Genomic DNA, 25,677 nt, shown 5'->3' on the forward strand with positions numbered 1-25,677 from the left:
TATGCTATAATTCACCAGAAATGAACAAGGGCGTTCATGAGGGTTGGCCTCATGGACGCTTTTTTTGTATCATAGGAACGTGTTCCTATGATACAAAAAAGCCCTCCGGGCAGGATTCGCACTCGCGCGAAGATGTAATATGCCGCTACGCGGCCGCGTTCGGCGCGAGAGTCCAGTGAACAGGACTCCTTCTTAAGGCTGCGCTTGGCGCGGGAGGACAGAAATGATGCTGCGGTGGCAGTGCAGAATAATCAGGCGTAAGAGAGGAATGGTGACAGGATGGAAAGAACGGTATATCTCCTTTTGGAAAATGGCGAATACTTTGAGGGAAAAGGATTTGGCGCCTCTTTAGACGAAGTGGCCGGTGAAGTGGTATTCACGACGGGAATGACGGGATACCTTGAGACAATCACCGACCCCAGCTATTTTGGACAGATTGTCGTGCAGACATTCCCGATGATTGGCAATTACGGGGTGATTCCGCAGGATTTTGAAAACAAGGAAGTGTATATATCAGCTTATATCGTAAAAGAATGGTGTCAGGACCCCTCCAACTTCAGGAGCAGCGGTAATCTTGACACTTTTTTTAAGGAAAGAAATATTCCCGCCGTATACGGAATAGATACCAGGAAGCTGGCAAAGACTATCCGTGAAACGGGATCCATGAACGGAAAACTGACGGTAAAGCAGCCGCCGTTTGCAAAAGAGGAACTGGAAGAAATAAAGAAATTCCGCATCCGGGATGCGGTTGAAAATGTAACGCCGGAGGGAAACAGACTGATTAAAACCGGGGGAGAAACAAAATACCGGGTTGCCCTCTGGGATTTCGGGGCAAAGGAAAATATCCTCCGAGAGTTGACAAAGAGGGGCTGTGACGTATACGACATTGCGGCGTCCACCACAGCGGCGGAAATACTTGCGCTCGCTCCCGACGGAATCATGCTGTCCAACGGACCGGGTAACCCCGAAGACAATGTGTCCGTGATAGAAGAACTTAAAAAAATTGCAGACACGAAGGTTCCGATTTTCGGCATCTGTCTGGGACATCAGCTTCTGGCCATCGCAAGGGGAGCAAAGACCGGTAAAATGAAATACGGCCACAGGGGAGCAAACCAGCCGGTCAAGGATTTGGAATCCGGACGCGTCTATATCAGCAGCCAGAACCACGGTTATGAGGTGCTGAAAGAATCACTTCCGGAAGGAGCCGAGGAGACGTTTATCAATGTCAACGACGGCACCTGCGAGGGAATCACATACCGCGATATCCCGGCGTTTACCGTGCAGTTCCATCCCGAGGCGTGTGCGGGTCCGAAGGACACGGAAGTCCTCTTCGGACGTTTTATCAGCATGATGAAGGAGTACAAAGAGAAGAATGGGGCAGAGAAAACAGGAACTGCCATAGGAGATAATGCAGCAGATAGAGATAATGCAGCAGATAGAGATAATGCAGCAGATAGAGATATCGCAGCGGATACAGAGAAGGAGGAGACGCATGCCGTTAAATAAGAATTTAAAAAAGGTGATGGTAATCGGTTCCGGACCGATTGTCATTGGGCAGGCGGCCGAGTTTGATTACGCGGGAACCCAGGCATGCCGTGCACTCAAGGAAGAGGGCCTGTCCGTGGTCCTGGTCAATTCCAATCCGGCCACAATCATGACGGACAGCGCTATTGCGGATCACGTTTACATCGAGCCGCTGACACTTAATGTGGTGAAGCGGATTATAGAAAAAGAAAAGCCGGACAGCATTCTTTCCACACTCGGAGGACAGACCGGACTGACTCTTTCCATGGAGCTGGCGAAAGAAGGTTTCCTTAAAAGCCACGGCGTGACTCTGCTGGGGGCCTCTCCGGAGACGATAGACAAGGCGGAGGATAGACAGTGCTTTAAAGACACGATGGAGGAGATCGGAGAGCCGATGATTCCGTCCGAGGTTGTCCGGGCGGTGGACGAGGCACTAAGGTTTGCGGCAAAAATCGGATATCCGGTTATTGTGAGGCCGGCATTCACGCTGGGCGGAACGGGAGGCGGCATTGCAATGTCGGAAGAAGAACTCCATGACATTGCAACCGCGGGAATAAGACTTTCCCCCATCGGCCAGATTCTGGTGGAACGGTGCATCGCAGGCTGGAAAGAGATTGAATTTGAGGTAATGCGGGACGGCGCCGGCAATGAGATTACCGTCTGCTCCATGGAGAACTTCGACCCGGTCGGTATCCACACCGGCGATTCGATTGTCATCGCACCGGCGGTTACCCTGGCGGACCGGGAGTACCAGATGCTCCGTTCCGCAGCCCTGAATATCATACAGGCCATGGGAATTGAGGGCGGCTGCAACTGCCAGTTTGCGCTGAATCCCGAGAGCTTTGAATATGCGGTAATTGAGGTGAATCCGCGTGTTTCCAGGTCATCGGCCCTGGCCTCCAAGGCCACCGGTTATCCGATTGCCCGCGTGGCGACGAAGATTGCAATCGGTTACCGACTGGATGAAATTCCCAACGAGGTCACCGGGGAAACCATGGCCTGCTTTGAACCTGCCTTAGATTATGTGGCGGTCAAATTCCCCAAATGGCCGTTTGACAAATTCGTTTACGGACGGAGAAAACTGGGAACCCAGATGAAGGCCACCGGCGAAGTAATGGCGATCGGAAGAAACTTTGAACAGGCGCTGCTAAAAGCCGTCAGAGGTGCCGAGATTTCCCAGGAAAGCCTGAATATGGACAAGATGGGGAGACTCTCGGAAGAAGAGCTGAAGGAGAAAATCCTTTCCCAGGATGATGAACGGATTTTTGCCATTTATGAGAGCATGAAACGGGGAATGACGGTAGAGTGGATCCATGAACTGACGAAAATCGACGAATGGTTTTTAAATAAATTACTCCATCTGCTGGTTTTAGAACGCAGGATGCAGAGCGGCAATTTTACCGAAGAACTCCATCGGGAGGCCAAACAGTACGGCTTCCCCGACCAGGTGATTAAGGAGATGACGGGACTTACGGAAATCAAGCATATACCGGCATGTTACAGGATGGTGGATACATGCAGCGCCGAATTCGCAGCCAGCACACCGTATTTTTACGGTTCCTACGGGGAAGAGGATGAGGCGGAGCCGTTTATCAGGGAGCATTCTACGGGTAAGCCGGTTGTCATGGTCTTCGGCTCCGGCCCAATCCGCATCGGCCAGGGAATTGAATTCGACTATGCCTCCGTGCACTGCGTCTGGTCCTTAAAACGGGCGGGATACGAGGTGGTCATCGTCAACAACAACCCGGAGACGGTATCCACGGATTTCAATGTGGCGGACCGCCTGTACTTTGAACCGCTGACGCCGGAAGATGTGATGGATATTATCCGTGTGGAGAAACCGGCCGGGGCCGTTGTGGCTTTTGGCGGACAGACCGCCATCAGGCTGACGAAATGCCTGGTTGAAAACAACATTCCGGTTCTTGGGACGCCGCCGGACAGCATCGATATGGCGGAGGACAGAGGCCGTTTCAATGCCCTGTTAAAAAAACTCAATATGAAACAGCCGTCCGGCGATACAGTTTATACGGAAGATGAGGCCGTAGATACGGCGCGGCGCCTGGGTTATCCGGTACTTGTGCGCCCGAGCTACGTTTTGGGCGGACAGAACATGATTATTGCTTATAACGACGGCGATATACGCGAATACATGAGAATCATCCTGGCCCATAGAATTGAAAATGCTATTTTGATAGACAAGTACCTTATGGGGACCGAGCTGGAGGTGGATGCCATCTGCGACGGCGAAGATGTACTGATTCCGGGAATCATGGAACACATCGAACGTGCGGGCGTCCATTCGGGAGACTCCATTGCCGTATATCCGGCGTTTATGCTGACGGAGAGCCAGAAGGACCGCCTTGTGGATTACTCCATCCGTCTTGCGCTTTCTCTGGGGACAAAGGGGCTTATTAACATCCAGTATGTACTTCATGAAGATACGATTTACATCATAGAAGTCAATCCGAGATCTTCACGCACCGTCCCATACATCAGCAAGGTGACGGGCGTTCCGATGGTGGATCTGGCAACCAGAATCATGATGGGAGAGACTTTAAAAGATATGGGGTACGAGACGGGACTCTATCCCTCCTCCCCGTACTACGCGGTAAAGGTACCGGTATTCTCATTTGAAAAATTGTCCGACGTAGACACACAGCTCGGTCCGGAAATGAAGTCCACCGGCGAGGTTCTGGGTATTGCCGGGACGATGGAGGAGGCGCTCTATAAGGGAATGACGGCAGCCGGTTACTCGATGAAGAGAGACGGAGGTCTTTTAATCAGTATCCGTGATACGGATAAGGGCGACTTAAAAGAGCTTGCAAAAACGTTTGTTTCAATGGGATTTCCCATCTATGCCACGGAAGGAACCGCCAGAAAACTGAACAGCGCGGGCATCTCTTCTGCGATTGTGAAAAAACCGAAGGAAGCAAAAGAGGGAGAGGAGACAACCATCTCAGTGATGGAAAAGGGCCTGGTAAGCTACGTTCTTTCCACATCAGCCACCGGCCGCCAGCCGGGGCGCGACAGCGTAAGGCTCCGGAGAAAAGCGGTGGAACTGGGGATTCCCTGCCTTACCTCACTTGACACGGCGGCGGTTCTGGCGCTGAGTCTGGAGAGTAAATACGATGAGAGTAATGTGGAGCTTATTGATATTGCCCACATCACCCACAGCGGTTACGGAACCGCAGACAGAGGTGAACGGAAGGAAAGACCGGAGGACATCCGGATTCCGGGATATGTGCTTCAGGTGCATGAATAATAACCAGAAGATGCAGTAGAGAGGAGAAATGGAACATGGCAAAATTTATCTTTGTGACAGGCGGTGTCGTATCGGGACTGGGGAAGGGGATCACGGCGGCATCCCTGGGCCGGCTTCTGAAGGCGAGAGGCTACAAGGTAGCCGCCCAGAAACTGGATCCCTATATCAATGTGGATCCGGGAACAATGAGCCCTTATCAGCACGGTGAGGTGTATGTGACGGAAGACGGTGCCGAGACCGATCTGGATCTGGGCCATTATGAGCGTTTTATCGATGAAGATTTAAACCGTTTTTCCAATCTTACAACCGGAAAAGTATACTGGAATGTGCTGAATAAGGAGAGAAAGGGAGAATACCTGGGAGAGACGGTCCAGGTAATTCCCCATATTACCAATGAGATTAAATCATTTATTTATTCCGTGCAGGAAAAAACGGATGCCGACATTGTCATTACGGAAATTGGGGGCACTACCGGAGATATAGAATCCCAGCCGTTTCTGGAGGCAATCCGCCAGGTGTCCCATGAGACGGGAAGGGGAAACTGCCTTTTTATCCATGTCACGCTGATCCCCTACCTGGAATCCTCCGGAGAACATAAATCCAAACCGACCCAGCATTCCGTAAAACAGCTTCAGTCCTTTGGTATCATGCCGGACATTATTGTAACAAGATGCGACCGCCCGGTGGAGCCGTCCATTTTAAAGAAGATCGCTCTGTTCTGTAACGTGAAGGAAGACTGCGTGATTGAAAACCTGACACTCCCTGTTCTCTACGAAGCGCCGATGATGCTTGAAAATGCCGGTCTCGCAAAGATTGCCCTGCGGGAACTGGGAATTGCCGACACGCCGAAGGAGTGCGATTTAACCGAGTGGAAAGAGATGCTTGAGCGCATTAAAAACAGCGCCGGAGAAGTGACGGTTTCTTTGGTCGGCAAGTATGTTAAGCTGCATGATTCTTATCTTTCCATTGTGGAAGCGCTCCGTCACGGCGGATGGGAAAATGGGGTAAAGGTTTTCATCAACTGGATCGACAGCGAGAGTCTGACACGGATGACCGCGGCCAAACTGCTGGCCGGTTCGGACGGAATTATTGTGCCGGGAGGTTTTGGAATCCGGGGTACCGAGGGGATGATTGTGGCCGCGGAATATGCAAGGAACAATCAGATTCCTTTCTTCGGCATCTGTCTCGGAATGCAGATCGCGGCCATCGAATTCGCCAGAAATGTGCTGGGATATTCGGACGCCAACTCAAGTGAGTTCGATCCGGAAACCACCCATCCGGTCATTGCTCTGATGGAAGAGCAGATGGGCTGTGAAGATATGGGAGGAACGATGCGTCTGGGGGCCTATCCGTGCAAAATAACACCAAATTCAATGATGGAAAAGGCATACCATGCCAGGCAGATCGAGGAGAGGCACCGCCACCGCTATGAGTTTAATAACCGTTACCGCGATGAATATGCGTTGAACGGAGCCGTATTTTCCGGACAGTCACCGGACGGGAGCCTGGTGGAGGCGATGGAGATACCGGGGCATCCGTTCTATGTGGGAGTCCAGTACCATCCGGAATTTAAAAGCCGTCCGAACAGAGCGCATCCGCTGTTTCGGGAGTTTGTAAAAGCGGCGGCAGGAAAAAAGAACGGTCATTCATGAAAGAGGAGGAAAGCGAATGAAAATCAATGCAAATTATAATAATCTGGCTGAGAGCTACCTGTTTTCCACAATTGCCAAAAAGGTGGAAGAATATATGGTATCTCATCCTGAAGCTCAAATTATCCGGATGGGAATCGGTGACGTGACCCTGCCAATCTGTGAAAAGGCGGCGGAGGCATTTTCGCGGGCGGCAATGGAGCAGGGGAATGCAGAAACATTCCACGGCTACGGCCCGGAGCAGGGATATGATTTCCTCAGAGATACTATCCGTGATTATTACGGCGGCTTTGGCGTGAAAATCAAAGCGGAGGATATATTTATCAGCGACGGAGCTAAAAGCGATCTGGGAAATATCCTGGATCTCTTTGATGAGGATAATACGGTTTTAATCCCGGACCCTGTGTATCCGGTCTATCTGGATACGAACGTGATGGCGGGAAGAAATATCGAGTATCTGGATGCTGTTGTGAGCAATGGGTTTCTTCCGCTGCCTGAAAAAGGGCAGAAGGCGGATCTGATTTATATTTGTTCTCCGAATAATCCCACCGGCGCCGTATATAACAGAGAACAACTCAAAGAATGGGTGGATTTTGCCAATGAGCAGGAGGCGGTGATTCTTTTTGACGCCGCTTATGAGTCATTTATCCTGGAACCGGATCTTCCGAGAAGTATTTTTGAGATCGAGGGCGCCAAAACGTGCGCAATCGAATTCTGTTCCCTGTCAAAGCTGGCCAGCTTCACGGGTACACGCTGCGGTTACACCGTGATCTCCGATGAGCTTATACGGGAGGGAATGTCCATCAGAAAAATGTGGCTCCGCCGCCAGACAACGAAATTTAACGGTGTTTCCTATCCGGTCCAGAGAGCGGCCGAGGCGGCCTTTTCCCCGGAAGGATTAGAAGAATGCCGGAACCATCTCGATGTTTACCAGGAAAATGCCAGAGTGATAACACAGACGCTGACGGAGCTTGGAATCTGGTATGTCGGCGGGAAAAATTCCCCCTATATCTGGATGCAGTGCCCCAACGGGATGAAATCCTGGGATTTTTTCGACGAGCTGTTAGATAAAGCCCATGTGGTCGGAACTCCGGGAAGCGGGTTTGGAAAGAACGGAGAAGGATTTTTCCGGCTGTCGGCCTTTGGAACATTGGAAAATACCAGAGAGGCGATGGCGAGAATGAAAAAGATGTGGAAATGAAAAAGAGAAGGTTGATGTGACGGTCAGAGACCGGGGACGCTTCCGAGGATAGTATGCTGCTGAAATTTTTAGACGGTATGTCTGGATTCAGCAGCTTTTTTATTATTGGTGTTGATCTTCATGTGGAAGCGGTGCTCAAAAGAAATTCTACAAGTATAAAAAATATCTTTTCGATATACTCCCTATAGCTGTATCAAACATAGATAAGGGATGCGAAGTAAGGAAAAAACGGAAAAAGCCTGCAAAAAGGATTGAAAATATTTGGAAAATTCTGACTTCGTTTATTTTTTCGCCATTTACATTCATAATGTTACAGAATTAATATCAATAAAACAATTTAACTTACAATTTATTACATGTATATCAGAGAATATTGAAAATATCGCAAATATTTTCTGTTGACATCGAAAAATAAATATGTATAATTAGATTATACAAGTTACATACAAGTGGTGCGGTAAGGGAGGTTACTTATGCCGGTGCTTTTAAATGAGGATTATACATATACGTTGCCGAAATTATACAGGGTTCAACAGCTCTTTGACAGAACATCGATGAAAGATGTAGAAGATACGCTAAAAAGAGAGCTGGAAAAAGAAGAAATAATAAAGAAGATTCGTCCTGGAGACCGAGTGGCGGTGGCAGTGGGGAGCAGAGGGATTAAGAATTTGTATCAGATTGTCAAAACTGTGCTCGAAGATATCATAAAGAAAGGCGGTATTCCGTATATCGTCTCGGCCATGGGAAGCCATGGAAACGGCACGGAGGAAGGACAGAGAGAGGTTCTTGAAAGCTATGGAATCACGGAAGAGAACCTGGGAGTCAAGGTAGTTACAACGGTAGATGTCAATTATCTGGGAGTGACCCCGTCCGGTAAAAAAGTTTATTTTGACAGAGCGGCTATGGAAGCCGACGCAATCATTCCCATCAACCGCGTCAAGCTGCATACGGATTTTGTAGGAGACTTACAGAGCGGTCTCTGCAAGATGCTGGTGATTGGACTGGGCAACCAGATAGGCTGTTCCTCCATCCACGAGGAAGATCCGGATGAATTTGCAGCGATTATAGAAGATGCCGCCAGACTCATTCTTGAGAAATGTAAAGTAGCTTATGGAATCGCAACAATTGAGAATGCATACGATGAGACATTTATGGTGGAGGCAGTTCCCGCCGATGTGCTGATAGAACGGGAGAAGGAACTGGTAAAGATCGCCAGAACTAAAATGCCGCTCCTGATCCCACCTGAGATCGACGTGCTGGTTGTCGAGGAAATTGGAAAGAATATTTCAGGAGCCGGTTACGATCCCAATATTCTCGGGAAAAGTTCCGTGTTAAAGCAGTTCTGTCTTCCCGTTCCAAAGATCAAGCGGATGGTCTTACTGGGAGTTACACCGCAGTCGCATGGGAATGCCATAGGGGTTGGGCTTTTCGACGTGACGGTAAAGGAGGTATTTGAGCAGATGGACTATGAGGCCATGTATGCCAATGCTATTGCCTGCCGTTGTATAGAGGACTGCCGTGTGCCGTTAGTGGCGGCCGATGAGGACGAAGCGGTCCGCGTGGCGATTAAGTGCATTAGAAATGTAGAAAAAGAACAGCTGCGTATTGTTAAGATCAAGAATACACTGGAGCTGGAATATATCGAAGTTTCAGATGCCGTGCTGAATGACATTAGGGAAGACGAGAGAATCAGGATAGTATAAACGGATAAATCCGTCAAATAAACTTATAAAAATATAAATAATTAAGGAGGAGGTTTTTATGAAACTGACACAGGAACAGCAAGATATGCTGGATGGAAAGTATGGGAAAGGTACCGCATACGCCATGAAAATTCAGGTAGCCATCGGTGAGTGCTTTGATGCTCCAAGGATGGTGCCTATTACAAGGGCTCACGTAGCGCTTTCCAATCAGGAAGCTGATTTATGGTTCTGCGAAAAATTACTGAGCGAGGGGGCGAAGTGCCGTATTGCTCCAACCGTCAATCCGGGATTTTGCTATGACTTTTTCACAAAGAGAGATATGGTGGATCCCAAATTTGCCGACTTAATGCAAAGAACCCACAATGCTTATAAGGGAATTGGAGCTCAGCTTACATATAACTGCACGCCGTATATTGACACGAATGTTCCAATGTATAAGGAAGTTATCGCATTCTCAGAGTCTAGTGCAACTCCTTACGTCAATTCGGTATGGGGGGCAAGAAGTAACCGTGAGGGAGCCAACAGCGCGCTCTGTGCTGCGGTAACCGGTTTTGTACCGGAATACGGTCTTCTCCTGGATGAGAACAGAAAAGGCAATATTCTCGTAGAGGTGGAAGCCGATATGAAGACAGCCTACGATTACCATATCCTGGGTATGTTAGGAAAGAAGATTGGTGAGGGAATTCCAGTATTCACCGGACTTCCCAAAGAAACGATCACGAAGGAAGCGCTCAGGAACCTGGGAGCAGAGCTGAACACATCGGGAGCCTACGGCATGTACCATATCCTCGGCGTAACACCAGAGGCGCCGGATCTCACGACCGCTTTCGGCGGCAAAGAGCCGGAGAGAAAGGTTGTTATCACAAACCAGGATATGGAAGACATACTGAAGGAGATTTCCCTGGAAGGAAATCGCCCTATCGATTTTGTCATGTTCGGATGTCCGCATTTTACGCTGGATGAGGTAAAACACATTGCCGAAAAGATCGAAGGAAAGAAACTGGAAAAAGAAATGTGGATCTTAACCTCAAGCCTTGTAAAAGAAATGGCGGAGAGGATGGGATTAGACGAAATCATTACAGAAGCAGGCGGATTTATTGTACCGGATTCATGTCCGGATCAGCCATGCTGGCGCCATCTGAACGGAAAAGTAGGCGTAACGGAGTCTCCGAAGTGCGCGTACTATCCGCAGAGAAGAGGAATCCATTTTGTCATCCGCGATTTAGATACATGTATTGAAGCGGCATTAACAGGGGAGGTAAAGTAAGATGAAAAAATACAGCTGTCATAAGATATCGGAAGGTTCTGCAGAGGCGGAAGCAATCGTTTCAAAGGATCACATTATGTTCTATCTGATGAACCCCGAGACAGGGGAGGTTATTGAGAAGGCCCACGATCTGGAGGGAAGATCGGTGGCAAAGAAGGTGCTGATATTCCCAGGCGGAAAAGGAAGCTCCGTAGTTCAGGCAGACGGTTTATACCAGCTTAAGATGCATCAGAACATGCCGGCTGCGATGATTGTGCAGTTCCCGGAGACCGTGCTTGTATCAAGTGCCATTATTATGGAAGTACCGATGGTTGATAAGGTCGATCCGGCTTTTTATGAGGATGTAAAAGACGGAGACAGAATCAGGGTAGATGCTGACAACGGAATTATTGAAATTTTATAAATGATTCAAAGAGGGTAAAAAGTTCAAATGATGAAAAATCAAGGAGGATGTACTATGAAAAAAGCTAAAAAAGTGATGGCTCTTGGTATGGCAGCGGTGATGGCCTTCGGACTCAGTGCGTGCGGCGGAAGAAATGCGGGGAATCAGGCAGCCCAGACACAGGCTCCTGTCGCAGAGGGAGATAATGCGGCTGAGAGCCAGGGGGGGCAGGCATCGGCTGCGGCAGTTACAATCAAGATTGGACACGTGGAGGCGGAAGACCGTTCCACACATAAGGCACTGGTAGAATATTTCAAGAAAACGGTGGAAGAAAAGTCGGGCGGTACAATCAAGGTGGAAATCCATCCCAACAGTGCACTCGGCGGCGATTCAGAGCTTACGGAATCAGTGGCAATGGGAACTTTGGAAGCAGCGCTTCCTTCTACATCGGTTCTGGTTGCATATTCACCCGACTTCGGTGTAATGGATATGCCATGGCTCTTCAGCAATGCGGAAAATGCATTCGCGGCAATGGATGGAGACATGGGTAATTACTTTAATGAGAAACTGGAAGCGGTTGGAATCCACAGCCTCGGTTACTCCTACAACGGCCTCAGAAGTATGACGAACAATGTACGTCCTATCACAAAGCCCGAGGATTTAAAGGGACTGAAGATGAGGGTTATGGAGAATCAGGTATTTATCGATTTCTTTAACACGCTGGGGGCAAGCGCAACACCGATGAGCTTCAGCGAACTGTTTACGGGGCTTCAGCAGAACACGATAGATGGACAGGAAAACCCGCCGTCTCTGATTTACGCGAGCAAGTTCCAGGAAGTGCAGAAATATTTAAGCGTCACGGAGCATGTTAACAATTTTCTTGGTTTCATCATGAACAAGAATTTTTACGATGGCCTGACGGCAGAGCAGCAGCAGATTATTACAGAGGCGGCGGCAGAGTTTGTTAAAGAACAGCGCAAGATGGAACTTGAAGACACAAACCTCTTTGTTGAAAAACTGGAAGAGGATGGAATGCAGGTCAACAGGCTGACTGAAGAGGATAAAGCAGTATTTAAAGAAGCCCTTGCACCAATGTATGATAAGTATAAAGCTCAGTTTGGAGAAGAAGTGTTTAACATGGCAGAAAAATACGAGCAGTAAGTACAAAGGTTAAAGGAGCTGAAGCATGGAAAAGAAAAGTATACTTTCGAGGATAGGCAGGATTTACAACGATCTGGAAGAATACCTTCTGGTTACCAGTCTTATAATAAATGTGCTTCTGGTATTCTTACAGGTTATAATGCGGACGGTGTTTAAAAACTCACTTACCTGGTCGGAGGAACTGTCAAGGTACATTTTCATTTGGCAGATTTGGCTGGGGGCCAGTATTGCCCTGAAATATGATGAGCATATCAGAGTAACATTGATTTATTCTTTCCTTAAAAATAAAAAAGTACAGGCGGCAATCGGTCTTCTGGCTGATTTGATATGGTTCCTGTTCTGCGCCTATATGGTAGTAAACGGTAAAGATCTGCTGGTGTCTATGGCAGCCAGAAAAGCTGTTTCCTCAGGGCTCAGGCTACCGCTTGTATACGTCTACTCTGTATTCCCGATTGCCTCGTTTCTTGTGTGCGTCAGAATGATGGGAGTGCTGGTGAAGGACGCGAAGAAATTTTTTGTAAAAGTTGAGGAAGGAGGAAATGTCATATGAGTGCAGCCGTATTATTTGGAAGCTTTTTCGTGCTACTGCTCCTGACAGTACCAATTGGATATGCCATTGGTATTTCCAGTTTGATTGCAATATATTATTTTTCGGACATTCCTCTGATTATTATTGCACAGAAGTCGATTACCGGAGTCGATTCGTTCCCGCTTTTGGCTATCCCATTTTTCATGTTGGCGGGGAACCTGATGAGCAGCGGCGGCATTGCTAAGCGGCTCGTAAATTTCTTTGATGCACTAATTGGCCATGTTACAGGTGGCCTTGGTATGGTTACCATCATTGTGTGTATGTTTTTTGCCGCAATATCCGGTTCCGCAGTGGCAACGGTATCGGCCGTAGGAGCTTTTATGATTCCTGAGATGGTGGATCACGGTTACAATAAACCGTTCAGTGCGGCGCTTACAGCGGCAGCTGGAACGATTGGCGTCATTATCCCGCCGTCGATTCCATTTGTAATTTACGGTGTTGTGTCGGGAACTTCAATTACGGATATGTTTACAGCCGGTTTTATGCCCGGAATTATGATGGGTGTTGCCCTCATGATTGTCTGTTACTTTGTTTCGAAGAAAAACGGTTACAGGGGTAAAGAAAAAGCGTCTAGCCCGGCAGAGATATGGGCGGCATTTAAAGATGCGTTCTGGGCGATTTTATCACCGGTTATCATTCTGGGAGGAATCTATTCCGGTTTCTTCACACCGACGGAAGCTGCGGTTATCTCCGTTGTGTATTCCTTCATTGTTGGGGTATTTGTATACAAAGAGCTGGATATCAAAGGCGCGTATAAATCATTTAAAGACGCAATTGTGGTAAACGGAGCGACAACGTTCATGGTAGGTTTTTCAACCGTATTTGCAGCTTTCCTTACGATGGCGCAGATACCGAATATGATTGCACAGGTGATTCTGGGGCTGACGGACAATGCAATCCTGATCCTGCTGATTATCAATATCTTCCTGCTGATTGTCGGTATGTTTATTGATAATATCCCTGCAACAATTATCCTTACTCCGATTTTGCTTCCCATCTGTACGGGAATAGGTATGCATCCGGTCACGTTTGGTATTATGCTGACAATGAACCTGGCGATCGGTTTCTGCAGTCCGCCTTACGGAATTAATTTGTTTGTCGCGTCCTCGATATCGAAAGTTTCAATTGAGGATTTGACGAAGAAGATTATAAAACCGCTGCTGGCGCTGATTGCGGTATTACTTTTAATTACATATGTGCCTGTCTTTACAACAATATTCCTTAAATAGTAAAAAAGCTGTAAAATAAAGGGGAAAAGGCTCCTGCCACACTGGACAGGGGCCTTTTTTAATAGTAAGATAATGGTAACTATTCAGCAGGGGATTCCCCATGACCAAGGGGATAAAGACGGAAATTTTACAGCTGGTTTCAAATATATATATACAGACAAGGAATTATGTAAATGGGCGAACAGAACAGTTTATTAAGAAAAACACAGAAGCCAAGCTATGTACAGATGGCTTATGATGGAATCAGGAACTTGATTATTGAAGAGGAGATAAGCCCGGGTGAGTTATTAAGTGAGAATCAGCTGGCCGCTTATCTGAACATGAGCCGGACACCTGTGAGGGAGGCAATACGCCGCCTGCAGGCAGAGGGATTCCTGGAATCCAGGAAAGGTTTGGGAACCTTCTTAAAGCCGCTCACATCAAAAGACGTAAGAAATATTTATGAGGTCAGAGAGGCACTCGAATTAATTGCCTGCGAGACTTCAATTTTTCAGATTACCGACGAAGAGATAGAAGAAGTAAGAAGCAGCCTTCAGTCCCTGCTTGACCGGCACGCAGCCGGTGAGGGGATAGATAGGATGGAGTTCAGCAAGCTGGACGGCCAGTTTCACGATCTGATTGTCCAGAAATCGAATAACGGGTATATTAAAATCCTGATGGATCAGATTTATTTTAATGTGGACCGTTACAGGGTTATTTCGTTCAGCGTATCACTCGATCTGGAGGAGAGCACGAAACAGCACCTGGATTTGCTGGACTGTCTGAAAGAGAGGGATCTTCAGAAATTGAAAATGGCGCTCAGCGCCCATCTGGAATGGTCCCTGGAACTGCTTTTGAAACATCTGGAGCTTTAACGCTGTAGAAAGGAAGAGAGCAATGAAAATTGTTATATTAGATGGATATGTAAAGAACCCGGGTGATTTAAGCTGGAAGCGTTTTGAGGAGCTGGGGGAATTAAGAATTTATGACAGGACTCCTGCCGGCGATATGGATACGATTATTGAGAGGATAGGAGATGCGGAGGCGGTGCTGGTATCTAATGTGCCGATAACCGGAAAGATAATTGAAAGCTGTCCCTCTATCCGTTACATCGGTTTATTGTCAACCGGGTATGACGGAATTGATATCGCCGCGGCCAGAGAGAAGAATATTCCTGTATGCAATATCCCAACCTATGGAACCAACTCGGTTTCCCAGTTTACCATTGCTCTGCTGCTGGAGATTTGCAGCCGCGTCGGCCACCACGGAGATGCCGTGAGGGAGGGAAGATGGGGCAAGCAGCCGGACTTTTGCTTCTGGGATTACCCGCTCATTGAGCTGTCGGGAAAAACCATGGGTGTTGTGGGCTTTGGCCGGATTGGCCAGAGGACGGCCGCTATCGCCGCTGCAATGGGAATGAAAATTCTCTACAATGACGGTTTCAGAAAGCCGGAACTGGAGACCGAGAACGTGAAGTTTGCGGAGCGGGAAGAACTGTTTCGGGAATCCGATGTCATCGCTCTCCACTGTCCGCTATTCCCGGATACCAGGGGTATGATCAACAGGGAGACAATCGCAGGGATGAAGGACGGCGTCATTCTTCTGAACAGTTCCAGAGGAGCCCTCATTGTGGATGAAGACCTCGCCGAAGCGCTGAACAGTGGAAAAGTGTATGCGGCAGGCCTGGATGTCGTTTCGGAGGAACCGATTTCCATGGAGAATCCTCTGCTTACCGCGCAAAACTGCATCATCACCCCACATATTGCGTGGGCGGCAAAAGAGAGCAGGGCAAGACTTCTGGAGATAGCGGCTGACAATCTGGCGTCTTATGCGGCAGGAAAACCGGTAAATCAGGTTAATTAAGAAAAGAGCAGCAACAAAGGAAAGAGGAGCAATATGGCCAAAAGCCGTTTGCTCCTTTATTGAAGGCGGCGGCCTGATGGGGGTGCGCGCGGATAACGTTTGGGGAGGTGGTTCGGATGGATATAAAAGTTCTTAAATATTTTGTACAGGTTGCCCGGGATCAGAGTTATACGCGGGCGGCGGAGCACCTGTATCTGTCCCAGCCGGCATTGAGCAAGCTGATAAAGAAACTGGAGCGGGAACTGAAAGTGCCGCTTTTCAGGGTCCAAAAGAGCGGAGTCTATCTGACGGACTATGGGGAGCAGTTTTATCAGCGTGCCGTGCCGATCATTGCCGAGTTTGACTCACTGTCCGCCTTTGTGGAGACAATGCATTCGGCCCCGGTTGGGAAACTGAAACTGGGTGTCACCCCGATGATAGCATCCCTTTATGTGGTCGACATTGTGACAAATTTTAACAGACAGTGGCCGGATATTGAATTGCAGCTGATAGAGGACGGGAGCCGGAGGCTGAGAAAGATGCTTCTCGACGGCAGCCTGGATCTGGCCCTCGGGATTACGGGGGAATCCTTTCCGGAACTGGAGGACACCGTCCTGTTTGAGGACGAGATGGTCGTAATCGCTTCCGTAGAAAATCCGCTGTCCCGGTATCCGTACGTTACATTCGAACAACTGGAGCAACAGAAATTTAACCTTTATACCTATTCATCCGCATTATCCCAGCAGATTACGGAACGCTGCGTGAAGGCCGGATTTATCCCAAAAGTGAACATATCCAGCTCCAAGGTAAATTTCATGCTCCAGATGACGGAGTGCGACAGGGGAATCTGTATCCTGCCGCGTCCCTATGCGGTGCAGAGTCATTTAAGTCCCGGGGTAACAATTATTCCTTTAAAGGAGAGATTCCCGTGGGTGGGAACTCTGATGCAGAATAAAAATACGTACAAAACTTATATTATTAAGTTGTTTGAGCGGTTTGTAGTGCGGTATTTTGAGAAGCGAAGGCAGCAGGAAACAGACGGCTAAAGAATAAGAGCAAAAGAAGAAATGGAGCTTCCGGACAATGACGGCCGGAGGTTCTTTTTATATTTAGGGAGTCCAAAAACTTCTCCATCTGGTAAAAAAGCTCTGGGCTGGAGGTACCTGTACAAATTATTGTTACCGTTACCGGAATATACAGCAGCCCTGCACTGTGCCGGAACCGGTGCTTTCCAGGTTCAGACGTGTATTAATTAACTTATGACAAAAAGTTATACTTTAAATGATTTATAGATCGTGTACTTATAACACATTGTAATATATGATTTAAATACATAAATAATTTTGGCTTATTTTGGTGAGTCAGGCAAACGCTATAAGGAGGGGAAATTACATGAAAAAAACAGGTACTCAGATTTTTATGTTAACCATTTTGGCAGCAATGCTCGGCGGGTTAAGCGGTTGTGGAGGAGCGGGAAGCGCTTCGTCGGCGAAACCCGATACGGAAACTTCGAAACAATCTGCGGGGGAACAGGGGGCGTCAGGGGAGACAACGCTTGAAAATACCGATTTGACATGGGGAACCGGCACTCTGGGAGGCACGATTCAGCTGATGGGGACAGCATGCGCTTCCGTTCTGCAGGAGAAGATACCGAATATGACCGTCACGGTACAGGCAACAGGCGGTTCCATTGAGAATTGCCGTCTGCTGTCTTCCGGTGACATTAACATTGGACATACCACACAGATGTATGATGCCTATGTGGGGCAGGGGCCATTTGCGGAGGATGGAGCCAATGATAAAATCCTTGCACTGATGGATTTGTATGATGTGGAGAGTGTGGCGATTGTGCTTGATAAGAGCAACATCCAGTCACTGGAAGATTTGCAGGGAAAGACCGTAGTCCTGGGGCCATCCGGCTCCGGAATTGCATCGATGGCCACGGCGCTTATGTCGGCTTACGGTTATGATGACAGCAACTGTAAGATGCTCAATCTGGCTAATGATCAGGCTGTGGACGCACTGAAGGACGGAACCGTGGATATGATTTGGGGCTTCTGCAGTGCGAAAGTGCCCGCATCCTATCTGGAATCGCTCTATACGACGGTTGACTGCCGGGCGCTTCCTCAGGAACCGGAAAAAATCGAACTGGCCTGCAGCAAGAGCAAGGACTTTTTCCAGTCCGCCATTGCGGGCGGAACACTGCCGTTTGTAGAAGGCGATTACGTTAATATGGCAGCTCCGGCTGAGCAGTTTGCTTCTGCGGCAATGAGTGAGGAAGTTGCTTATACATTTGTAAAAACAATCTGCGAAAATGTAGATTCACTGGAAAGTTACTATGCCCCTGCAAAATGCATTACCGCTGAAAATGCACTGCACGGCCTGCCCAAAGAAGTACCGATCCATCCGGGCGCTGCGAAATATTTTAAAGAGGCGGGTGTATGGGATGACGCTTATACAATCGGCCAGTAAAAAGAGAATCAGGTAAAGGAACTATATTATAACGGGAGACCCGGACCGCCGGACAGGATGTCCGGGTTTTTTCATCAGATCAAAGAAAGGAATTTTGCATGGAAAACAAAATAAGCAAAATGGCAGGTAAAATTTTTCCTGTTGCTGCTTTTGCTATGAGTGTTTACCATCTCTGGCAGGTGATGATACCGACCATGGATCCCACCAAGCATATGGATATCCACCTTGCTTTTGCACTGGCGCTGGTATTTTTGAGTGCAATGACAATCAAAGACGATAAGAATCCGCGCCGTGTGTATTTGTCACAAATAGCGAGTATCTGTTTTTTAATAATGGCCCTTGTTTCCACCGCCTATATCTTTATAAACTTTGAAGCTCTGCTGAACAGGGCGGGCAGGTACACGGGAATGGACACCATCATCGGACTGATTATGATCCTGGCTGTACTGGAGGCCACGCGGCGTACCTACGGACTGCTCCTTCCGGGACTGGTAGTCATTTCCCTGCTGTACGGACATTTTGGGAAATTTCTGCCGGGACTTTTTCACCACGGCGGATACAGCTGGCCACGGCTGATTGCCAGCGTTACCACATATCTGTATGGAATTTTTGGAACGGTACTGAATGTCTCGGCCACCTATATTGTCCTGTTCATGATTTTCGGAGGCCTTCTGGAATCCAGCGGTGCGGGGCAGTTCTTTATTAATATAGCGATTGCCATCGGCGGGAAAACACGTTCCGGCGCGGCGCAGGCAGCGGTAATCGGAAGCGGCCTGGTTGGCTCAATCAACGGAAGCGCCGTGGCAAACGTGGCATCCACCGGTACATTTACAATCCCAATGATGAAGGACAGGGGATATGAACCGCATTACGCGGGCGCCATCGAGTCGGTCGCATCAACAGGCGGCATGATTATGCCTCCCGTCATGGGAGTCGGAGCCTTCATTATGGCCGGGATCATCGGAGTTCCCTACGCTAAGATCGCACTCTGTGCCCTGCCGGCGGCGCTTATGTACTATGTAACGACGGGGATTTCCGTACATATGCGCGCCCTGCGATGCGGATTCAAACCGCTTCCCGACGAAATGATTCCGGATAAGAAGAAGCTGATGAAAGAGGATGGAATCTTCTTTCTCCCGCTGCTGGCAATTATAGTCCTTTTGATTTCAGGAACCTCGGTAATGCGAAGCGCATTTCTGGGCTGTGTGATACTGGTCATCTGCTATGCGGTGAAACATTCCCTGCACAACCCGAAATTTATTTTCACCCGTCAATTCTGGGGATTTTTATATAACGGCCTGGTAAGCGGGGCCAAAAGCGCCATGACGGTTGCAGCGGCCTGCGCGGCGATGGGAATTGTCACACAGATCTTCGTCATGACGGGTCTTGCTATGAACATTGTATTCTTTATTAAAACACTTTCCGGCAGTGTAGGCCTGGTTGCACTGATTCTGACCATGGCGGTGACAATTCTGTTCGGTATGGGGGTTCCGACAACGGCCGCTTATGTCCTGGTGGCATCCCTTGCAGGAAGCGTATTGGTGGAACTGGGATTTGACAAGCTTGCCATCCATCTTTTCATCTATTATTATGCGGCCCTGGCAAATATCACACCTCCGGTTGCCAGCGCGGCCCTTGTCGCTTCAAAGATTGCAAAGGCAGATTATTTTAAGACCTCGGTTACGGCCACGAGGCTGGGACTGCCCGGATTTATACTGCCGTTTATGTTCGTATACCATCAGGAACTGCTTCTGCAGGGAAATGTACTGTCGATTGCATCTATAATATTTTCCAGCTTTGTAGGCCTGTTCTGCATGTGCGCCTGTTTTGAAGGATTTGTATTCCGCAAATTGAATCTTGTGGAACGTATATTGATGGCAGTCTGCGCAGTCTGCGGCATTTGGCCGGGAATTAAGACCGATCTTATCTGCTATGTGATTTTCATTGTGGTGATAGGCGGCCAGTATATGCAGAGCAGAAAACTGAAGAGAAACAAGCCATTGACTACTGATGATGTTGTTGAATGATGAACTGACAAATGAATTTGAATGAACATAGAAAGGAGTTGTTATAAAATGAGAGCATTAATTATTGACCGGGTTTCCGAGGTAATCGCCTCAGGGCTGCGTGAATTCGGAGTAGAGGTGGATATTAAGATTCTGCCGTCTGTGGATGAACTGAAAGAACTGCTCCCGGATTACGACCTTTTGATTATGCGGGTTGATCCAAAAATAGACAGGGAGATTCTGGACACGGCGGCAAAGCGGGTTAAGATGATAGCGGTCTGCGCGGCGGGAACGAATCATATCGATCTGGAGTATGCGGCACAACTGGGAATCCGTATTCTGAATGCGCCGGGAATCAACTGCAATGCAGTGGCGGAGCTGACGATATCAAAAATGCTGGATTTATCCCGTTTCACGATGGAGGGGAACAGAGAGGTGCAGGAGGAACGCATCTGGAACAAATACAAGTATACCGGTCATGAACTGAAAGGCCATGTACTCGGCCTTGTGGGGTTCGGAAAAATCGGAAGCCGGGTTGCCCACCTGGCACAGGCTTTTGACATGAGGGTGTTAGCCTACGATCCTTATGTGGATGCGGCGGCAATGGAGGAAAAGGGTGTTACCAAAATGGAAACGATGGGTGAACTCTGCGCCGCATCCGATTACATAAGCGCCCACACACCGCTGACCGGCGAGACTCGTGGGATGATCGCGACGAAAGAATTTGAGCAGATGAGAGATGGAACAATCCTGATTAACTGCGCCAGGGGCGGAGTTGTGGATGAATCTGCGGCTAAAGCGGCTCTGACAAGCGGCCGGCTTGCCGGTTTCAGCACGGATGTACTGGAAAATGAGCTGGCGGGAAAAGGGTTGGGCGACAATGCCAAACTCGAATCCAATTTGTTTGGTACAAAGGGATTTACCGTCAGCCCGCATATCGGCGGCAGCACCCATGAGGCATATGATGGGATAGGGGAACACATCCTGAGTGGGGTTGTGGAATTTTATGGGCTGGCTCAAAAGGCAAAATAATCAAACCTAAAATGAAATCGGGCTGGGAAAATATCTCAAAGAAAGAAGAAATACTAAATCAAGAAAGCGATATCAGAAAAGGAAGCAAAATCAGCCAAGGGAGTAATATCAAATCCAATAGTTAAAATCAACTAAGAAAAATGGTATCAACCAAGAGATTGATACAAAAATGAGGAGGAATACTGGAATGGAAGCAAGAAAAAAAGTAACGCTGAGCTATATTCTGGAAAAGAAGGCCAGGGGGGAAAAGCTCGCAAGAACGGCGCTCTATGATTATCCGATGGCCGTATTAGCGGAGGAAGCCGGAATTGAGATTATCAACATGGGCGATTCCATTGCAACCGTTATGCTGGGGCACAAAACGACAAATGAGGCAGATTTAAATATTATGATTGAGCATGCAAAGGCGGTACGTGCAGGGACGCCAAGTGCATTTATTATGGGAGATATGCCGTTCCTTTCCTATCAAATCAGCGATGAGGAAGCCATCAGAAACGCCGGACGCTATATCCGTGAGGCAGGTATGGACTGCGTTAAAATCGAAGGCGGCATGGAAATCGCCCACACCGTCGCAGCGCTGACTAAAGCGGGTATCCCTGTCATTGCCCATACGGGACTGACCCCACAGAAAGCGCTTCAGCAGGGAGGTTATAAAACCCAGGGACGCGACATGATGGCAGCTGTCGAGCTGATAAAAGAAGTAAAAGCATTTGAGGAGGCGGGAGCCATTGCAATCGTAGTGGAAGCGGTACCGGCCGAGGTTGCCGGAATTATTTATGAGCGCAGCAGCATTCCGATTCTGGGAACAGGATGTGGACCTTACAGCGACAGTCCGATGATTAATTTTTACGATTTACTGGGATTTTATGAAAAAAATGCAAAGTTCGCCAAAAAATATGCCGATGTAAGAGGCGTAATCCTGGATGCGGTAGGACGTTTTGTAGATGAATGCCACGACGGGACTTACCCGGCTCCTGAGCACTGCTATAAGATGAAACCGGGCGAGGAAGAGAAACTTCAGGAACTTTTGAAGGAGCAGGGACTTTAGGCAGTAATCATTAAAAAGCGCGCAAAATAGACTGAAAAAAATTATAGCGCGCAGAAATCAGGACGCGGGATCATTACAGGGCGGGAATTCAAAGTAAAGAAAGATTAAGCAGCTGCCGCCCTATAAAAGGAGGAATTGTTATGGCATCTCTATTGAGAGGAGAGCCGGTCGCGGAAAATGTGCGCCAGAGAATCAGGGAAAAATGCGAAATCCTGCTGAAAAGGGGAGTGGTTGCGACCCTCGGAATTGTGCGGGTCGGCAGCAGGGGAAACGACATCGCCTATGAGCGGGGGGCAATGAAACAGGCGCAGAAGCTGAGAATAAGGGTAAAGCAGATTACGCTTGCGGAAGAAATTTCCGGAGAGGAACTGTGCCGGGTACTGAAAAAAATCAACTCTGATTCCGATATTCACGGCTGTCTGATATTCCGCCCGCTGCCAAACCGGTTAAATGAGGCGGAAATACTGGAGACTCTCAAATCGGAGAAAGATGTGGACGTCATAACAGCAGCATCCATAGGCAGGATGGTTACGGGAGCGCGCGAATACGCTCCCTGTACGGCGGCGGCCTGTCTGGAACTTCTGAAGTATTATGATATCCCACTGAAGGGCAGAAGAGTAACCGTTGTAGGCAAGGGAATCAATGTAGGCCTGTCGATTTCCCTGCTATTACTGAATGAGGAAGCGACAGTATCCGTCTGTCATATATTTACGGCTCCGGAGGAAGTAAAACGTCTCTGCAGGGAAGCGGACGTGATTGTATCCGCGGCGGGATGCGCCGGGCTGATTGGGGAGGAATATGTGCGTCCGGGCCAGGTTCTGATCGATGTGGGCGTAAATATGGGAAACGATGGAAAGACGTGCGGCGACGCAGATTTTAATGCGGTCGGGCAGATAGTGGAAGCTATTACACCGGTTCCCGGCGGCGTTGGAGCCGTTACATCCTGCATCCTGATGGAGCATGTGGTGGATGCAGCCCTCCGGGAAACAGAGGCTCCGTCAGAGGATGCCTGAACTTGTTTCTCCTCCATAAAACTTTAAACAGTAAAAAAGTCTCAGAGCCCGGCAGGTAAACCGGTTATACTCTGAGACTTCTCTATGTTTAAATGGTGGAGGAGTATTTCACTTTATAAATTGCAAGTTGTTTATAGTAATTGCGCTGTGGTGCAAAAATTATTTAGCAAAGTATCTCTTTAACAGACCTTCAAATGCTCTGCCGTGACGAGCCTCGTCTCTGGCCATCTCATGAACTGTGTCATGGATTGCGTCAAGGTTGGCAGCTTTCGCACGTTTTGCAAGGTCAAACTTACCTGCTGTAGCGCCGTTCTCAGCTTCTACACGCATCTCAAGGTTTTTCTTTGTGCTGTCTGTTACTACTTCGCCAAGTAACTCTGCAAATTTAGCAGCATGCTCAGCCTCTTCGTAAGCAGCTTTTTCCCAGTATAAACCAATCTCAGGATAGCCTTCTCTATGAGCAACTCTTGCCATTGCAAGATACATACCAACTTCTTTACATTCGCCTTCGTAGTTAGCTCTTAAGTCCATCATGATATCTTCGCTTGCGCCCTGTGCTACGCCTACTACGTGCTCAGCGGCCCAACCCATATCTGCTGCCTGCTCTTTGAACTTCTCAGCCGGTGCATTACATACTGGACATTTCTCCGGAGCTGCTTCACCTTCATGAACATAACCACATACCATACATACAAATTTCTTCATCGTTAATCTCTCCTTTTCTTTACATATATTAATATTAATTTAATTGATGTTGTGTATATCAGCAATCAAAATCAATAATGATAATGATTACTGATATTAAGATATCACAACTTGTTTCATCTGTCAATACAGATTTTAAAGATTTTTAAAAATATTACTGGCCGGATGCAGAAGAGCAGTCACCGCAGGTACCATAGAAGAAAATAGTGTGATCTTCAATCGTTCCATTAACATGTTTACCCGCTTCTTCCTCCAGTCCTTTTGCCGCATTCATAGAGATATCCATGATTTTTCCGCACTGTTTACATACGAAGTGGTAATGAGGGGAGGTGTCATAATCAAAGTGGTCAGTTCCATCCCCACAGGAAAACTTGCGTATTTCGCCTAAATCCACCAGGAGGTTCAGATTCCGGTACACGGTACCAAGACTGATATTGGGAAACTGTTCCCGGATGCAGGTGTATAAGGCGTCAGCGGTAGGATGATCCTTACGCCCCATCAGGCAGGTTTTAATGGATTCCCTTTGGCGGCTGTACTTGAGTGTTTTCATAAGCAGCCTCTCTTATTGTGATATTAATAATAGTTACTGTTTATATTATGATGCATTCAAGTAGATTTGTCAAATGTTTTTTATTGTTTTACCTATGATGTTTATTGAATAATACTATCAGATAAACCTCAGAAAAAGAGTTTTAAAGATCAGGCATAAAATTTAGTAACAGCGGACATAAAAAATAAAGGCCAGCCGGCCGCTGCAGGCCCGGAGCGGGATAGGCAACACACAAGCGCGTTGCCGGTCCCCCATCGGCGTCCTGATTTTTCTCCTTAATTACTGGAGTGAGGCATATACTGATACATGCACATAGCAGTCTTAGAAACCGGCATAGTCTGTAAAATAATATGCCCTGGCCCTGTAATCACGGTATTAAAAAAGCCTTCGCCGCCAAAAAGCATATTTTTAGCTCCCTTTACTGCCTGCAATTCGATAGAGCAGGTTTCGGTCATGGCGGCAAGATATCCGGTATCAATAATCATCTTCTGGCCTGGCGCAAGATCATATTCCACCGCAGCGCCGTCAATTTCAAGGAACGCAGTTCCCTGTCCGGACAGCTTCTGCATAATAAAACCTTCACCGCCGAAGAAACCGGCGCCGGCTTTCTTCTGGAAGAAAACAGAGAGATCAACCCCTGCTTCAGCCGCCAGAAACCCTGATTTCTGTACAACAAGTGCAGAACCGGGAGTAATATCGACAGCTCTGATAGATCCGGGGAAAGAAGAAGCAAACGCAATCATTCCGTTACCGCCGCGTGCTGTATAGATATTCTGAAACATATTCTCACCCGAGAACATCCGCCCAAACATCTTCCCAATCCCACCCCCGGAAGTATTCATCTCCATATTAGGACTCATCCAGCACATAGCCCCACTCTCATTAAACATAGACTCCCCATTCTCCATCGAACAGATAACAACAGGAAGATTCCCACCCTTAATTTCATACTGCATAAAAGACCTCCTTATAATATGTAAAGATAATAAAAAGTTAAAAATAAAAGCATACTGACATTATAACAGAAAAAAGAGGGAGGAAGAGAGAAATTAAGGAAATGGTA

The 25,677-nt window shown here is 47.9% G+C and carries 21 protein-coding genes; 18 read left to right on the plus strand and 3 right to left on the minus strand.

What is annotated here, in order from left to right; all coding sequences use genetic code 11:
• Nucleotides 1-279 precede the first annotated feature (279 nt).
• From EJL91_RS16490 to EJL91_RS16575, 18 genes are all read left to right on the plus strand, one after another.
• Nucleotides 280-1,506, plus strand: coding sequence for a carbamoyl phosphate synthase small subunit (locus EJL91_RS16490; protein ID WP_125143060.1), 1,227 nt, complete (start codon nt 280-282; stop codon nt 1,504-1,506).
• Entirely contained in the window at nt 1,493-4,786 is a 3,294-nt protein-coding gene (gene carB, locus EJL91_RS16495; protein WP_125143061.1) for a carbamoyl-phosphate synthase large subunit, read from the plus strand. Before EJL91_RS16490 ends, carB begins: the two co-directional genes overlap by 14 nt.
• A gap of 35 nt (nt 4,787-4,821) precedes the next feature.
• Nucleotides 4,822-6,438, plus strand: coding sequence for a CTP synthase (locus tag EJL91_RS16500; protein WP_125143062.1), 1,617 nt, complete (start codon nt 4,822-4,824; stop codon nt 6,436-6,438).
• 16 nt (nt 6,439-6,454) lie between these two features.
• The gene (locus EJL91_RS16505; protein WP_125143063.1) at nt 6,455-7,636 is read left to right on the plus strand and encodes an LL-diaminopimelate aminotransferase; all 1,182 of its coding nucleotides are present in this window, start codon (nt 6,455-6,457) and stop codon (nt 7,634-7,636) included.
• Between the two features lie 473 nt (nt 7,637-8,109).
• The gene (locus EJL91_RS16510) at nt 8,110-9,339 is read left to right on the plus strand and encodes a nickel pincer cofactor-dependent isomerase, group 22 (RefSeq protein ID WP_125143064.1); all 1,230 of its coding nucleotides are present in this window, start codon (nt 8,110-8,112) and stop codon (nt 9,337-9,339) included.
• Nucleotides 9,340-9,397: 58 nt separating this feature from the next.
• Nucleotides 9,398-10,606 (plus strand): aconitase X catalytic domain-containing protein, encoded by a 1,209-nt coding sequence (locus EJL91_RS16515; protein WP_125143065.1) that lies wholly within the window; start codon nt 9,398-9,400, stop codon nt 10,604-10,606.
• A gap of 1 nt (nt 10,607) precedes the next feature.
• Complete coding sequence (locus EJL91_RS16520; protein ID WP_125143066.1) at nt 10,608-11,009, plus strand: aconitase X swivel domain-containing protein; 402 nt, start codon at nt 10,608-10,610, stop codon at nt 11,007-11,009.
• Nucleotides 11,010-11,063: 54 nt separating this feature from the next.
• The gene (locus EJL91_RS16525; protein WP_125143067.1) at nt 11,064-12,149 is read left to right on the plus strand and encodes a TRAP transporter substrate-binding protein; all 1,086 of its coding nucleotides are present in this window, start codon (nt 11,064-11,066) and stop codon (nt 12,147-12,149) included.
• Nucleotides 12,150-12,174: 25 nt separating this feature from the next.
• Nucleotides 12,175-12,699, plus strand: coding sequence for a TRAP transporter small permease (locus tag EJL91_RS16530; RefSeq protein WP_125143068.1), 525 nt, complete (start codon nt 12,175-12,177; stop codon nt 12,697-12,699).
• The gene (locus tag EJL91_RS16535; protein ID WP_125143069.1) at nt 12,696-13,967 is read left to right on the plus strand and encodes a TRAP transporter large permease; all 1,272 of its coding nucleotides are present in this window, start codon (nt 12,696-12,698) and stop codon (nt 13,965-13,967) included. Before EJL91_RS16530 ends, EJL91_RS16535 begins: the two co-directional genes overlap by 4 nt.
• A gap of 173 nt (nt 13,968-14,140) precedes the next feature.
• Entirely contained in the window at nt 14,141-14,821 is a 681-nt protein-coding gene (locus EJL91_RS16540) for a GntR family transcriptional regulator (RefSeq protein WP_125143070.1), read from the plus strand.
• 22 nt (nt 14,822-14,843) lie between these two features.
• A complete protein-coding gene (locus EJL91_RS16545; protein WP_125143071.1) occupies nt 14,844-15,809 on the plus strand; it encodes a D-2-hydroxyacid dehydrogenase in 966 nt (321 codons plus the stop codon).
• 116 nt (nt 15,810-15,925) lie between these two features.
• The gene (locus EJL91_RS16550; RefSeq protein WP_125143072.1) at nt 15,926-16,834 is read left to right on the plus strand and encodes a LysR family transcriptional regulator; all 909 of its coding nucleotides are present in this window, start codon (nt 15,926-15,928) and stop codon (nt 16,832-16,834) included.
• Between the two features lie 346 nt (nt 16,835-17,180).
• Nucleotides 17,181-18,260 (plus strand): TAXI family TRAP transporter solute-binding subunit, encoded by a 1,080-nt coding sequence (locus EJL91_RS16555; protein WP_125143073.1) that lies wholly within the window; start codon nt 17,181-17,183, stop codon nt 18,258-18,260.
• A gap of 98 nt (nt 18,261-18,358) precedes the next feature.
• Nucleotides 18,359-20,287, plus strand: a complete 1,929-nt coding sequence (locus EJL91_RS16560; protein WP_125143074.1) for a TRAP transporter permease — start codon at nt 18,359-18,361, stop codon at nt 20,285-20,287.
• A 48-nt stretch (nt 20,288-20,335) separates the two neighbouring features.
• Entirely contained in the window at nt 20,336-21,298 is a 963-nt protein-coding gene (locus EJL91_RS16565) for an NAD(P)-dependent oxidoreductase (RefSeq protein WP_125143075.1), read from the plus strand.
• 187 nt (nt 21,299-21,485) lie between these two features.
• Entirely contained in the window at nt 21,486-22,346 is an 861-nt protein-coding gene (gene panB, locus EJL91_RS16570) for a 3-methyl-2-oxobutanoate hydroxymethyltransferase (protein WP_125143076.1), read from the plus strand.
• A 140-nt stretch (nt 22,347-22,486) separates the two neighbouring features.
• Nucleotides 22,487-23,359 (plus strand): bifunctional 5,10-methylenetetrahydrofolate dehydrogenase/5,10-methenyltetrahydrofolate cyclohydrolase, encoded by an 873-nt coding sequence (locus EJL91_RS16575; protein ID WP_125143077.1) that lies wholly within the window; start codon nt 22,487-22,489, stop codon nt 23,357-23,359.
• A gap of 159 nt (nt 23,360-23,518) precedes the next feature.
• Here the strand turns inward: EJL91_RS16575 and EJL91_RS16580 are convergent, their stop codons facing one another.
• From EJL91_RS16580 to EJL91_RS16590, 3 genes are all read right to left on the minus strand, one after another.
• Nucleotides 23,519-24,064: an NADH peroxidase gene (locus EJL91_RS16580; RefSeq protein WP_125143078.1), complete on the minus strand. Its 546-nt coding sequence runs from the start codon at nt 24,062-24,064 to the stop codon at nt 23,519-23,521.
• A 154-nt stretch (nt 24,065-24,218) separates the two neighbouring features.
• A complete protein-coding gene (locus tag EJL91_RS16585) occupies nt 24,219-24,614 on the minus strand; it encodes a Fur family transcriptional regulator (RefSeq protein WP_125143079.1) in 396 nt (131 codons plus the stop codon).
• Nucleotides 24,615-24,889: 275 nt separating this feature from the next.
• On the minus strand, nt 24,890-25,570 hold the full coding sequence (locus EJL91_RS16590) for a TIGR00266 family protein (RefSeq protein ID WP_125143080.1): 681 nt from the start codon (nt 25,568-25,570) through the stop codon (nt 24,890-24,892).
• Nucleotides 25,571-25,677: the final 107 nt, after the last annotated feature.

Origin of the sequence: Clostridium transplantifaecale, assembly GCF_900626075.1 — a bacterium.
Lineage (GTDB): Bacteria > Bacillota > Clostridia > Lachnospirales > Lachnospiraceae > Otoolea > Otoolea transplantifaecalis.